Here is a 13,193-nt window from a genome sequence, read left to right as displayed (position 1 = left end):
GCTCAAATTAAAATAAAAAGAGCATTGAAGTTATAAATATTCAGAAAAATATTTTATGGGTAGATTGCACTGCGGCTGCATTTGCTGGGCTGATCGTATTGCTTGCTGCACCATGGTTAAGTCAACTTTATCATTTACTCAAAGGGTTTATTTTTTTGTGGGTTGCGTGAATCTCTTATACGCATGTTATTAATTTACACTCGCCAATTATAAAAAACGCGCACTGTTCCTCATCAATATTTTGGTGATTGCAAATAGCATCTGGCTCTTGGCTTGTCTGGTTATGCTTTGGCGATTCTGGCAGGAAATGACAATCTTTGCAGTGATCCATATTGCTGGAGAGGCTGTCTTTGTTGGTGCTTTAGCTCGATTGGAATATAAATGGCGGCATCAACTTACATTTTCGTATTGCTAAAGAAATAACTAAATTAAGTGGACATCATTTAACCAGCTTTGTTTAATACAGTAGAACATTATAAAAAGGACAATAAGATGGAATATAAAGGAAGTTGTCATTGTGGAAAAATCACTTTTGTTGCACAAGGTGATTTGACTGAAGCAATGTCGTGTAACTGCTCGATCTGCCAAAGAAAAGGTTCTTTATTGTGGTTCTTACCGACAGATAAAATTGATATCTCAGTTCAAGAAGATATTTTAACTCGTTACCAATTTAATAAGCATGTGATCGACCATCATTTTTGTAAGATCTACAGTATCCATCCTTATGCAACTGGTATTGACCCAAAAGCCAATTAGATGTATGTCATTAATATCAGATATATCAAAGATTTAGAAAGTATTAAAATTAATCATTTTGATGGTCGTTCGGTTTAACGCTTAAATTTAGAGAATAAAAATGACCAAGAAAAAGCAATTAAATGCTGAACAGATGATGGTGTTGTTCGAGATCCTAAAAAACGTTTTGAAGAAAATATGTATCGGCATCAAGCTTTAAATTGGGTGGATATTGAAGATCAGTTGAAACAGAAACCTCAAAAGCTATGGGGGTTGAATCAAATGGAAGAGACAGGCAGAGAGCTAGATATCGTTTCATTTGACTCAAAATTATCAGAAATTGTCTTTTATGATTGTGCTATAGAAACGCCAAAAGGGCGTAGAAGTCTTTGTTATGATCGCGTTGTTTTAGATGCACGTAAAGAACATAAGCCCGAAAATAATGCGCTTGAAGTTGCAGAGGCAATAGGTATTGAATTGCTCACAGAAGAACAATATAAACAATTACAGTCTGTTGAATATTTTGATTTAAAGACTTCGAGTTGGGTGAAAACGCCAGATGATATTCGGGAAAAAGGTGGTGCTATTTTTTGTGATTGTTGTTATGGACAAGTTTTTACTTACCGCAATGGTGCACAATCTTATTATACGACTCGTGGTTTTCGTGGCCGACTAAAAATATAATTTTGTATTTTATATCAAGCTTTTAAAATTTTTTAATTTTAAATTATGCCAAGCGCTTGCTTGGTTTTTATGGTTTTGATACCTTAGTGCTCACTAAATACTCGAAAACAATGATCAATAATTACTAGGAAGTAAGCATGCTACTCAATCCTTTATATTACACTGAGCAACATTTAGCCTTTGCTGAGAGTGTTAGGCGCTTTACTGAAAAGGAAATTAGTCCTTTTATCAATGAATGGGACGAAGCGGAAACCTTTCCTCGTGAGCTTTATAAAAAGGCAGCTGATATAGGCTTGCTCGGTGTTGGCTTCGATGAAAATTATGGTGGTATTGCGGGCACGGATGCATTTTATACTTTACTTGCCTCTGTTGAATTAGCGAAGTGTGCGTCAGGTGGATTGGCGGCATCATTGCTTTCACATACGATTGGGACACCACCAATTCAGCATTTTGCTCAAGAAGAAGTAAAAGCTGAAGTATTACCAAAAATTTTATCTGGAGAGAAAATTTCTGCATTGGCAATTACTGAACCGAGTGGTGGTTCTGATGTCGCGGCTTTGAAAACCAAAGCGGTTCGAGATGGTGATGATTATATTGTCAGTGGTGAAAAGACCTTTATTACATCGGGTATTCGTGCGGATTATTATTCTGTTGCAGTAAGAACTGATCCCGATGCGAAGGGCGCTAATGGTATTTCAATGTTGCTGATTGATGCGCATAGTGAAGGCATTACAAAATCAAAGCTAGATAAAATGGGTTGGTGGGCATCGGATACAGCGCATTTGCACTTTGATGATGTACGAGTGCCAGCCAAAAATTTACTTGGTGCCGAAAATATGGGTTTCTTCGTCATCATGAACAACTTTAACATGGAGCGATTTTTTCTTGCAGCCAGTAGCTATGGTTATGCGTTGGTTTGCTATGAGGAGGCTTTGGATTGGGCAAAGCAGAGACAAACATTTGGTAAGCGTTTGATTGATCATCAAGTTGTTCGTCATAAGCTAGTAGATATGGCGACACGTTTAACTTCAACTCGTGCGTTATTGGAAGATACAGCCTATCGTTTAGGAAAACCAGAATTGCAGGGTAATGAACTGATTGCACAAATTTGCATGCTTAAAAATGTAGCAACACAAACCATGCAATTTTGTGCTGATGCCGCAGTGCAGACTCTAGGAGGGATGGGCTTTATGCGTGGTACAAAATCTGAACGTATCTATCGTGAAGTGAAAGTGAACATGATTGGTGGTGGTGCAGAGGAAATTATGAAAGACCTTGCCAGTCGCCAACTGGGCTATTAATCCAAATTTTAAAGGCTTTAAATCAAGAGTAAACAGGTTTAAAGCCTTATCCATATAACAAGAATGCATTAAATAATAATTTAGGAAAAAGACATGGATGGTTTATCACTTAACCCGATTTATTACACATCAGAACATCGGGCTTTTGCAGACAGTGTCAAACGTTTTGTAGAGAAAGAAATATCACCTTATGTGAATGAATGGGACGAGGCAGGAACATTTCCACGAGAACTTTATCAAAAGGCTGCACATATCGGTTTAATGGGTCTCGGCTATGATGCTGAACATGGTGGCATTCCCGATGCAGATGCCTTTTATGTCATGTTGGCAGCAATTGAGATGGCAAAAGCTGGATCTGGTGGTGTACATATTTCGCTTATGATTCATAGCATTGGAACACCACCCATTCATCATTTTGCTCGACCTGAGATTCGTAATGACGTTATGCCACAGATTATTGCAGGCGAAAAAATATCAGCCTTGGCGATTACCGAGCCTAGTGGCGGTTCTGATGTAGCAGCAATTAAAACCAAAGCAGTTCGAGAAGGAGACCATTATATTTTAAATGGTGAAAAGACCTTTATTACCTCAGGGATTCGTGCTGATTATTATACGGTTGCTGTAAAGACGGATCAGAATGCCCAAGGTGCCAAAGGGATTTCTATGTTATTGGTTGATGCGCATAGTGAGGGAATAACCAAATCACCTTTACAAAAAATGGGTTGGTGGGCATCAGACACTGCACATTTGCATTTTGAAAATGTCAAAGTCCCAGTTAGCCATTTGTTGGGCGAGGAAAATGCAGGTTTTAAAGTCATTATGAATAACTTTAATATGGAGCGTTTTTGGCTAGCAGCGATGGCATATGGTTATGCCTTGGTCTGTTATGAGGAAGCCTTGGATTGGGCAAAGCAGCGACAGACTTTTGGGAAGCGCTTGGTAGATCATCAGGTGGTTCGCCACAAACTTGTAGATATGGCAACACAATTGACCACAACACGAGCATTATTAGAAGATACAGCTTATCGAATGGGACAAAAAGAGCTGCAAGGGGCAGACCTCATTGCACAAATTTCGATGTCAAAAAATGTAGCGACACGTACCATGCAATTTTGTGCGGATGCTGCTGTGCAAACTTTAGGTGGAATGGGTTTTATGCGTGGAACCAAGTCCGAACGAATTTATCGTGAAGTGAAAGTGAATATGATTGGCGGTGGTGCTGAAGAAATCATGAAGGATTTGATTAGTAAGCAGTTAGGCTATTAATACCTTCATGGCGAATAAAAAGTGCGGTTAATTTCCGCACTTTTTATTTTCAAATTTATTCTAGTTCAGCTAATTCTTCTAAAGAGACTTGGCGGATTTCAAATATAGGTTGTTTTAGAAATGAATTTAGTGCTTTGATATCAATAAATTTTATGTTGTCGAGTGCAATACCCTCAATGCTGTCTTTTTCAGCATCGTAACGAATATCTGGAGTTTGTTCGATAAACTGTTTGAGTAATAGTGGACTATCGCTTAACTCTGCAAGTGGTTTGTCCATCAAAGCTTCAAACTCATAGTCCATCGCATAAATATTGGCTTCCCACGACACATCACTAAAATTTTCATTTTGGCTAGAAATAATGCTGCCAGTTTCGTAACCACTAAAATAGTCTTCTTCAGAGTTGATCCAGAGTACATAGCAGGGCTGTGATGCATCAATTTCCAATAATTGGTACCAGACAATACCTGAGATTTTAGCAAATTCAAAAGCATCATCTTCATTTAATTTAGGAATTTCACCATCATCTATATTAAAAGTTTTTCCTGTTTTTTCTAAAATTAAAGCTTCAAGTTTTTCGTAGATTTCATCATCTGCTTCACCGTTGCCAATATCATAGTTACATAATTCATCATAGTATAAGCCTTCAACGACTAATGATTTGTATGCCTTTTCAGCGTCAGCTTTATCTGTATAAATCTGTTTGATCGCCCCAGTTGAAACGCAATTGGTCAGATGCCATTCATCATTGTAAGCAAAGTCGTTTTGACGAATCACGTATTGCATATTGCTCATATTTGTTTCCCCTTTAATTAAGCAATTTTAGTTTTTAATTCTTGCAGTTTGGCTGCACTTGGCGGGACGACCATCCCATTGTCCATCCAGAGTTCAAAACGCATTGGATTGAAAAAAAAGTCTGGACTAATATCAAAATCAATAAATTTAGCTTCGCTTTTTCCCATCATGGGAAGAATGGTATTGATAAACCAACTATTGTGAGTGATCAGTAAAGATTTTAGTTGTCCTGTCACTGATAATGGAGAGAGTAGTGTTGCTGATAGCTTTGGGTCATCAATCACATCTGAATGGAATTTTTCGAGGCGTTTAGCCAGTCCATCAGTCGGAATATCCTGCATTGCAGCAACGAAGTCTCCTATCGTTGGAATAAAGCGGTGATGGAAATCCACTAACAGATGATCCTTTTCACAAAGGTCTTTAACTTCAATGCTATTTCCCGCACTATTTTCAAAGTGATGTCCAAAAATCGGAATGATCACCTCTTGAACGCCCCAAAAAGTATGCAGGATACGATGGCGATTGTCGGTACAGAGCATTTTAGTGCTGTCGATGAGCGCATGAATATCAATATAATCTTCAAGCTCGCCCCCACGACGTTTCACTGAAATATTGGCATGTTGAACTGGATTCATTTTTACTATTTCTTGTAATCTTTTGATGTTCAAAGAGAATAGCAATATTGAGTTTTAACTTAAAGATCAAAAATAATTTGTGCGTTAAATTATGTCGTGCATTGAAAGTGATTTTGAGTAATTTTTTTTAATTATTCATATTGCTTTAGTTCATTTTCTAATTCTTCTTTTAAATCGAGAGGATCTATAATCCAAACGGTTGTTCCTAGATTAGGTAACACTCCTACTTTTAAACCGTCATTATTTAAATTTGGAAGCCACTTTTCAAGAAAGATATCCAGCTCTATTCGAGATGGTCTAAAGGATGGATAAACTTCATGAAAAGCTGATGCATAGTTAGCATGAGGCCATACTGGTAAGTATGCTAGATCCTCTTGAGGAGTAATGATCAGAAAATCTTTGTTATTATCCTCTAATATCCAAAGTTCCTCCCAATCACAAACTTTTAAAATAAAATGTTCATAACGCTGTTTGCTTGTTAAAGCAAATACATTTTCAAGTTGTTTTGGATGCATGTGATAACTCATTTGATCGCCATTTCCCAAACCATTTCAGTCAGTTCATCCACTTTGACTTTACCTTCTGGGTTATACCACGTGACCGACCAAGAAATAGAACCACCAACTAATCGACGCCAAATAAATGCATCATGTTTAACTTTGCCTTGAGCACGTAATTTTTCAATCACATTGAGCCACACTTGCTCATATTCATTACGCATCTTTAAAAGATAGTCTTGCTTCTCTTTAGATAGGGCAAACCATTCATGGACTAATACGGCCATTGCTGCGCCTGTATCGCCTGTAATAGAAATCAGTTCAGCTTTGATTAAATCACGTAATTGTTGTTCTGGCTCATTTGAACGTTCGGCTGCTTCTTTTAAGCGGGCAAAGTTATAAATAATGGTTTGTTCCATGACAGTCGCTAAAATGTCATCTTTGCTTTTGAAATGATGGAAAAGACTACCTGACTGAATACCAATAAATTCACCAAGTTGTCGAACCGTGGTTTTGTCATAACCTTGTTTATAAAATAGATAAGCAGCACCCAGCAATAAACGCCCACGTGGACTATCGTCAAAACATACAATTTTAGGTATTTGCTCAATTGAAGTTGCGATCATGCCAGTCCGTCTATCCTATTAAATTTGGTGAGCATTGTAACAAAATTCATTTCATGAATTGTCTTATCTTTTTATAACAAGCATTTGCTTGATTTTTTCTGTTTTTGTCAATACAGCATATCATTATGCACTTTACAAACCAAGCACTTGCTTGGTAATGTTGGAGCAACTTAGAAATAAAAATGAGAAAACTCATGACAAGTGTCAAGCAGGATGATCAGAAGCTAATCAAAATTGGGTGTGCATCAGGTTTCTGGGGGGATACCAACACAGCCGCTTTTCAGTTGGTGCATCTGAGTGATATTGATTATTTAGTCTTTGATTATTTGTCAGAAATTACTATGTCGATCATGGCAAAGGCAATGATGACCGATCCAGATCATGGTTATGCTTTAGATTTTGTTAGCCGTGTGATGTCGCCACTGATTAAGAAAATTGCTGAGAAAAAAATCAAAGTCATTAGTAATGCTGGGGGTGTTAATCCTCTCGCTTGTCGTGATGCTTTACAAAAAATCATTGATGAAAAAGGATTAGATTTAAAAGTTGCTGTGGTACTTGGGGATGATGTATTACCTCAACATGCTGAGTTACTGAAACAAAATGTTCAGGAAATGTTTAATGGTGAGGCTTTACCACATCATGTAGCCAGCAGTAATGCCTATTTAGGGGCGGTTGCGATCCGTGACGCTTTGGATTTGGGCGCGGATATTGTGATTACAGGTCGAGTGGTTGATTCGGCTGTGGTACTTGCACCATTACTGCATGAATATAAATGGTCACTCGATGATTATGATAAGTTGGCACAGGGTTCATTGGCAGGGCATGTGATTGAATGTGGTGCTCAATGTACAGGCGGTAATTTTACGGATTGGCGCTTAGTACAGGGCTTTGACAATATGGGTTTCCCAATCGTGGAAGTCAGTGCGGATTCTTCTTTCATCGTGACTAAACCACAAGGTACAGGTGGTTTGGTTTCAACAGCAACAGTCGCAGAACAAATTGTTTATGAGATTGGTAATCCTCAAGCTTATTTACTTCCTGATGTGACGGCTGATTTTAGCCAAGTTCATTTAGAGCAAATCGGTGAAGATCGGGTAAAAGTTACAGGTGCAACAGGTCGTGCACCAACGCAGCAATATAAAGTCAGTGCTACCTATGCGGATGGTTATCGTGTTTTAGTGAGCTTCTTAATCGCGGGTCGTGAAGCACCTGAAAAAGCTCAAACGATTGCCAATTCAATTCTAAATAAATGTGAACGTGTATTGGCTTTACGTTCTGTTCCGCCATTTAGTGAAAAATCAATTGAAATTCTGGGTATCGAAAGTACTTATGGCCCGCATGCGAGAGTGAAAGATAGTCGTGAGGTAGTGGTCAAGATTGCTGTGAAACACATGTTTAAAGAAGCCTGTATGTTCTTTGCTTCGGAAATTGCCCAAGCTTCCACAGGTATGGCACCTGCATTGGCGGGGATTGTTGGTGGTCGTCCTAAAGCTTCGGCAGTAGTGAAGCTTTTCTCTTTCCTAATTGATAAAGATCAAATCAAGGTTGAGGTCGATTTTGCAGGGCAACGTCATGCTGTTGAGATTCCAACAGGCTTAGCGACACAAAATTATGTTCCACACCCAATTGGTGAAGTCGCAATTTATCAAGGTGATGAAATTGAAGTGCCTTTGATTGAAATAGCACATGCACGAAGTGGTGATAAAGGCAACCATAGCAATATTGGTGTGATTGCACGAAAGACTGAGTACTTACCTTGGATTCGAGCAGCATTAACTGAGAAAAATGTTGCTGATTATATGCAGCATGTACTTGATCCAGACAAATCAAAAGTCATTCGTTATGAACTGCCAGCCATGCATGCACTGAACTTTATGCTTGAAAATGCATTAGGTGGTGGTGGAATTGCCAGTCTGCGGATTGATCCACAAGGTAAGGCATTTGCACAGCAATTATTGGATATGCCAGTGAAAGTGCCAGCACAATTGTTAGAAAAATATTAAAGGATGTAATGTAAATGAGTTACCAATCAATTTTCAGGGCAGATGCATTTACTGACAAAGTGATTATCGTGACAGGCGGAGGTTCGGGTATTGGCCGTTGTACCGCACATGAACTAGCATCTTTGGGTGCACAAGTGGTGATTACAGGGCGAAAAATTGAAAAACTAGAAAAAGTCAGCCAAGAAATTTTAGAGGATGGCGGCAAAGTCCATTTCATCGTTTGTGATAACCGTGATGAAGAACAAGTCAAAAACATGATTGCTGAAGTGATTGAAAAATTTGGCAAGCTCGATGGTTTAGTGAATAACGCAGGTGGGCAATTTCCATCTGCACTTGAAAGTATTTCTGCCAATGGCTTTGATGCTGTAGTACGTAATAACCTGCATTCAACTTTTTACCTGATGCGTGAAGCCTATAATCAATGGATGGCAAAACACGGCGGTAGTATTGTCAATATGGCTGCCGATATGTGGGGCGGTATGCCAGGAATGGGGCATTCTGGTGCAGCACGTTCAGGTGTGGATAACCTGACTAAAACCGCTTCAGTCGAGTGGGGGCGTTCAGGCGTTCGGGTCAATTGTGTCGCACCGGGTTGGATTATTTCTTCTGGTATGGATAACTACAGTGGTGACTTTGCCAAATTTATTATTCCAAGTTTGGCAGGTAATGTGCCCTTAAAACGGATGGGGACAGAGTCGGAAATTTCTTCAGCGATTTGTTATTTACTCTCTGATGCTGCTGCATTTGTTTCTGGAGTGACATTAAGAGTTGATGGCGCTGCTTCTCAAGGAACACGAATGTATCCGCTAGCAGATGCAACGAATAGCCAGTCTTTTAATGGCTTCCATCGTGCATTTATTCCTGATGTACTCAAAGATCAGATTGAAAAAGCAGAGCAACAATCTGCCCAAGCGCAAGATGCAAATAAGGATTAAATCATGACTATTCTTCAATCTGAAATTGCAGTCGGTAGTGAACAATATCAACAAAATAGAGATGCTTTATTAAGCCAAATTGCAGAGGTGCGTGCCGTACAGCAAAAAGGCATTGATAAGTCTTATGCAGCAAAACCGAAGTTTGATAAGAAAGGCAAAATTCTTCCACACGAACGTGTGCGGTTACTACTCGATGCTGATTCACCTTTTGTGGAGTTATGTGGTCTCGTTGGCTACAACATGCATGATGATAAAGATGGTTCTGAAGCGGGTGGAGGTATTATCGCGGGAATTGGTTTTGTCAGTGGTGTTCGTGCTTTGGTCACTGCCAGTAATAGTGCAATCAAAGGTGGCACCATGTCACCGATGGGTGTACAAAAAACCTTACGCTTACAAAAGATTGCGCTTGAGCAAAAGTTGCCGATTGTGACATTGACCGAAAGTGGTGGCGCAAATTTAAATTATGCAGCAGAAGTGTTTACTTATGGTGGGATGACTTTTGCCAATCAGGCACGAATGTCTGCGGCAGGGATTCCACAAATATCAGTTGTGCATGGTAATGCCACCGCAGGTGGTGCATATCAACCAGGTCTATCTGACTATGTGATTGCCGTCCGTAAGCAAACAGAAATGTTATTGGCTGGTCCACCATTATTGTTAGCAGCAACAGGTGAGGTGGCAACCGCTGAGGAACTCGGTGGTGCAGAAATGCATACTCAGGTTTCTGGTGTAGCTGAATATTTAGCTGAAAATGATGCTGATGGCATTCGTATTGCTCGTGAAATTTTTGAGCATTTGAACTGGAAAGAACAAACCAAAAGTCTCGATCAGGATTATAAAGAACCTCGTTACTCAGCCGAGGAATTGTTAGGCATTATTCCGCAAGATCCGAAGCAACCTTTGGATATGAAAGAAATCGTGGCGCGGATTATTGATGATTCAGATTTTTTAGAATTTAAACAAGAATATGATGCGCTTACTGTTTGCGGTTGGGCAAAAATGGGTGGGGTACATATTGGAATTATCACCAATAATGGACCAATCACACCACAAGGTGCAGTGAAAGCCGCACAGTTTATTCATCTTTGTGAACAAACCCAACGTCCACTTTTATTCTTGCATAACACCACGGGTTTTATGGTCGGAACGGATGCTGAACAAAACGGCATTATTAAGCATGGTTCTAAGCTGATCCAAGCAGTTGCTAATGCCACTGTGCCGAAAATTTCGATCATTGCTGCTGGTTCTTATGGGGCAGGTAACTATGCGATGTGTGGCCGTAGTTTGTCGCCTAACTTTATTTTTGCATGGCCAAATTCACATGTGGCGGTGATGGGTTCAGCACAGGCAGGAAAAGTGTTACGTATCGTAGCTGAGGGTAAACAGAAAGCTTCAGGTATGGAACCGAATCCACAGATGTTGGATTTTCTAGAACAAAGTACTTCGATGAAATTGGAACAGCAATCGACCGCTTTATTTAATACAGCAATGTTGCATGACGATGGCATTATCGATCCTAGAGACACGCGTAAAGTATTGATCTTTTTGTTACAGACCATTTATGAAGCACAGCAACGTGAGTTAAATCCAACTCGTTTTGGTGTGTCTAGATTTTAAAAATCCCTCCCGACCTCCCTTTAAAAGGGAGGAGTTCCCCTCTTTTTCAAAGAGGGGTTAGGGGAGATTAAATTTAAGGAAAAAAATAATGAAATTTACCGCAGAGCATGAAGCATTACGCCGTACCGCACGTCAGTTTGTAGAAAACGAACTCAATCCATTTATTCCTGAGTGGGAAGCAGCAGGACGCTTTCCGATTCATGAAGTCTTTAAGAAAATGGCAGATTTAGGTTTGCTAGGTATTTGTAAGCCCGAAGAAAATGGCGGCTTGGGTTTAGATTATTCGTATAACCTTGTGGTGGCAGAAGAATTAGGGCGTGCAGCATGTGGTGGTGTACCGTTGGCGATTGGTGTGCAAACTGATATGGCAACACCCGCACTTGCTCGTTTTGGTAGTAAAGAACTGAGAGAAGAGTTTCTGAATCCTGCGATTCGTGGCGAATATGTGGCATCAATTGCAGTTTCAGAAGTGCATGCAGGTTCAGATGTTGCAGCAGTCAAAACCACAGCAAAAAAAGATGGTGATGATTATGTGATTAACGGCAGCAAAATGTGGATTACTAATTCACTGCAAGCGGACTTCTTCTGTTTACTTGCCAATACCTCTGATGACAAACCACATGTCAATAAATCAATGATTATTGTTCCTGCTAAAACCGCAGGCATTAGTTTCTCAGAACCATTGAATAAGCTAGGAATGCGCTCCACCACAACGGCTCAAGTTTATTTCGATAACGTACGTGTACCACAGCGCAATCTTGTAGGTGCTGAGGGTATGGGCTTCATGATGCAGATGATGCAGTTTCAGGAAGAACGTATGTGGGCATGTGCAAATGCTGTCGGTGGTTTGGAAAATGTGATTCAACAAACGATTGATTACACGAAAGAACGGACGACATTTGGTCAGCCACTCATCAATAACCAATATGTACATTTCCGTTTTGCTGAATTGATGACTGAAGTTGAAGCGCTAAAAGCACTCACTTATCAAGCATGTGAACAACATATTGCAGGTGAAAATGTCACCATGATGGCTTCGATGGCAAAGCTCAAAGCAGGCCGCTTAACTCGAGAAGTCGCTGATAGCTGCCTACAATATTGGGGTGGAAATGGCTTTATGTGGGAGAACCCTGCATCACAGTTATATCGCGATGGTCGTCTAGGTTCGATCGGCGGTGGTGCGGATGAAATTATGCTCGGAATTATCTGCAAGCTGATGGATATTTTGCCGAAGAAACAGAAAAACTAGGAGAAGAAAAATGACACTTTCAACTTCTCTTACTGATTTACAAGTAGATGAAAGTATCCAGCTTGAACAACAAGGCAGTATTTTAACGCTGTGGCTGAATCGACCTGAAAGCCGTAATGCCATGAGTCTAAACATGGTCAATGCGATTCAACAGGTCTTTGCTGTTATTGCTGATGATGTGTCTATTCGTGCGGTAATTTTGCGTGGTAAAGGCGGGCATTTCTGTGCGGGTGGTGATATTAAAGATATGGCAGCTTTGCGTGTTGAAGCAGCCAATGTAGGTAGCTTGCAACCCTATGTAGATTTTAACCGCCGTTTTGGTGCGATGATTGAGCAAGTTGATCAAGCTCCGCAAACGGTTGTTGCAATTTTAGAAGGGGCAGTGCTCGGCGGTGGTTTTGGCTTAGCCTGTGTCTCGGATGTTGCGATTAGCCGTGATAATGCTCAATTTGGTCTACCTGAAACAGGGCTTGGGGTATTACCTGCACAAATTGCACCGTTCGTAGTGAAACGGATTGGGTTGACCCAAGCCCGTCGTTTGGCATTGTTAGGTTCACGTTTTAATGGTGAGACTGCACAGAAGTTAGGTGTGATACACGAAGTTGTGCGTGATGATATTGAGCTTGAGCAATTGCTTACGGATACTATTCAACAGATCAAACGTGCTGCGCCGTTGGCATCTCGAAATACCAAAGCATTGCTACATCGGACGTTAAATGAGCCTCTAGATTCTTTACTTGATGATGCTGCACAGCAGTTTGCTCAAGCGGTTGGCGGCGTAGAAGGTCAAGAAGGCACGATGGCATTTATTCAAAAACGTAATCCGAGTTGGTTTAACTGAGATCTCCCACA

General features: G+C 40.2%; 11 protein-coding genes and 3 pseudogenes. 10 read left to right on the top strand and 4 right to left on the bottom strand.

Annotated features, from left to right (window positions below; genetic code table 11):
- Positions 1-32: 32 nt before the first annotated feature.
- The 5 genes and pseudogenes from O1450_RS13220 to O1450_RS13200 all read left to right on the top strand — a co-directional run bounded on the left by O1450_RS13220 (position 33) and on the right by O1450_RS13200 (position 3,986).
- Positions 33-415 (top strand): annotated as a pseudogene (locus O1450_RS13220) (hypothetical protein).
- Positions 416-492: 77 nt separating this feature from the next.
- A pseudogene (locus tag O1450_RS13215) lies at positions 493-834 on the top strand (GFA family protein).
- 22 nt (positions 835-856) lie between these two features.
- Positions 857-1,419: pseudogene (locus O1450_RS13210) on the top strand (DUF4256 domain-containing protein).
- A gap of 137 nt (positions 1,420-1,556) precedes the next feature.
- On the top strand, positions 1,557-2,720 hold the full coding sequence (locus tag O1450_RS13205) for an acyl-CoA dehydrogenase family protein (protein WP_269228809.1): 1,164 nt from the start codon (positions 1,557-1,559) through the stop codon (positions 2,718-2,720).
- A gap of 93 nt (positions 2,721-2,813) precedes the next feature.
- A complete protein-coding gene (locus O1450_RS13200; protein WP_269228808.1) occupies positions 2,814-3,986 on the top strand; it encodes an acyl-CoA dehydrogenase family protein in 1,173 nt (390 codons plus the stop codon).
- Positions 3,987-4,041: 55 nt separating this feature from the next.
- Here the strand turns inward: O1450_RS13200 and O1450_RS13195 are convergent, their stop codons facing one another.
- The 4 genes from O1450_RS13195 to O1450_RS13180 form a co-directional block, all read right to left on the bottom strand.
- Positions 4,042-4,779, bottom strand: a complete 738-nt coding sequence (locus tag O1450_RS13195; RefSeq protein ID WP_269228807.1) for a hypothetical protein — start codon at positions 4,777-4,779, stop codon at positions 4,042-4,044.
- 17 nt (positions 4,780-4,796) lie between these two features.
- On the bottom strand, positions 4,797-5,414 hold the full coding sequence (locus tag O1450_RS13190; RefSeq protein ID WP_269228806.1) for a DUF6915 family protein: 618 nt from the start codon (positions 5,412-5,414) through the stop codon (positions 4,797-4,799).
- Between the two features lie 131 nt (positions 5,415-5,545).
- On the bottom strand, positions 5,546-5,929 hold the full coding sequence (locus O1450_RS13185) for a DUF2750 domain-containing protein (protein WP_269228805.1): 384 nt from the start codon (positions 5,927-5,929) through the stop codon (positions 5,546-5,548).
- Positions 5,930-5,937: 8 nt separating this feature from the next.
- Complete coding sequence (locus O1450_RS13180) at positions 5,938-6,537, bottom strand: TetR/AcrR family transcriptional regulator (RefSeq protein ID WP_269228804.1); 600 nt, start codon at positions 6,535-6,537, stop codon at positions 5,938-5,940.
- Positions 6,538-6,731: 194 nt separating this feature from the next.
- Here O1450_RS13180 and O1450_RS13175 point away from each other — a divergent pair, with 194 nt between their 5' ends.
- The 5 genes from O1450_RS13175 (at position 6,732) to O1450_RS13155 (ending at position 13,182) form a co-directional block, all read left to right on the top strand.
- Positions 6,732-8,540, top strand: a complete 1,809-nt coding sequence (locus O1450_RS13175) for an acyclic terpene utilization AtuA family protein (RefSeq protein ID WP_269228803.1) — start codon at positions 6,732-6,734, stop codon at positions 8,538-8,540.
- A 14-nt stretch (positions 8,541-8,554) separates the two neighbouring features.
- Positions 8,555-9,475, top strand: coding sequence for an SDR family oxidoreductase (locus tag O1450_RS13170; protein ID WP_269228802.1), 921 nt, complete (start codon positions 8,555-8,557; stop codon positions 9,473-9,475).
- A 3-nt stretch (positions 9,476-9,478) separates the two neighbouring features.
- Positions 9,479-11,092, top strand: coding sequence for an acyl-CoA carboxylase subunit beta (locus tag O1450_RS13165; RefSeq protein WP_269228801.1), 1,614 nt, complete (start codon positions 9,479-9,481; stop codon positions 11,090-11,092).
- 88 nt (positions 11,093-11,180) lie between these two features.
- The gene (locus tag O1450_RS13160) at positions 11,181-12,341 is read left to right on the top strand and encodes an acyl-CoA dehydrogenase family protein (RefSeq protein ID WP_050041381.1); all 1,161 of its coding nucleotides are present in this window, start codon (positions 11,181-11,183) and stop codon (positions 12,339-12,341) included.
- 10 nt (positions 12,342-12,351) lie between these two features.
- Positions 12,352-13,182: an enoyl-CoA hydratase/isomerase family protein gene (locus O1450_RS13155; protein ID WP_269228800.1), complete on the top strand. Its 831-nt coding sequence runs from the start codon at positions 12,352-12,354 to the stop codon at positions 13,180-13,182.
- Positions 13,183-13,193: the final 11 nt, after the last annotated feature.

Origin of the sequence: Acinetobacter sp. TR11, assembly GCF_027105035.1 — a bacterium.
GTDB lineage: Bacteria > Pseudomonadota > Gammaproteobacteria > Pseudomonadales > Moraxellaceae > Acinetobacter.
This window is presented reverse-complemented; position numbering and strand designations above follow the sequence as displayed.

Coding starts and splice junctions, on each gene's coding strand:
- O1450_RS13205 (WP_269228809.1), top strand. CDS start 1,557: ATGCTACTCAATCCTTTATATTACACTGAGCAACATTTAGCCTTTGCT.
- O1450_RS13200 (WP_269228808.1), top strand. CDS start 2,814: ATGGATGGTTTATCACTTAACCCGATTTATTACACATCAGAACATCGG.
- O1450_RS13195 (WP_269228807.1), bottom strand. CDS start 4,779: ATGAGCAATATGCAATACGTGATTCGTCAAAACGACTTTGCTTACAAT.
- O1450_RS13190 (WP_269228806.1), bottom strand. CDS start 5,414: ATGAATCCAGTTCAACATGCCAATATTTCAGTGAAACGTCGTGGGGGC.
- O1450_RS13185 (WP_269228805.1), bottom strand. CDS start 5,929: ATGCATCCAAAACAACTTGAAAATGTATTTGCTTTAACAAGCAAACAG.
- O1450_RS13180 (WP_269228804.1), bottom strand. CDS start 6,537: ATGATCGCAACTTCAATTGAGCAAATACCTAAAATTGTATGTTTTGAC.
- O1450_RS13175 (WP_269228803.1), top strand. CDS start 6,732: ATGACAAGTGTCAAGCAGGATGATCAGAAGCTAATCAAAATTGGGTGT.
- O1450_RS13170 (WP_269228802.1), top strand. CDS start 8,555: ATGAGTTACCAATCAATTTTCAGGGCAGATGCATTTACTGACAAAGTG.
- O1450_RS13165 (WP_269228801.1), top strand. CDS start 9,479: ATGACTATTCTTCAATCTGAAATTGCAGTCGGTAGTGAACAATATCAA.
- O1450_RS13160 (WP_050041381.1), top strand. CDS start 11,181: ATGAAATTTACCGCAGAGCATGAAGCATTACGCCGTACCGCACGTCAG.
- O1450_RS13155 (WP_269228800.1), top strand. CDS start 12,352: ATGACACTTTCAACTTCTCTTACTGATTTACAAGTAGATGAAAGTATC.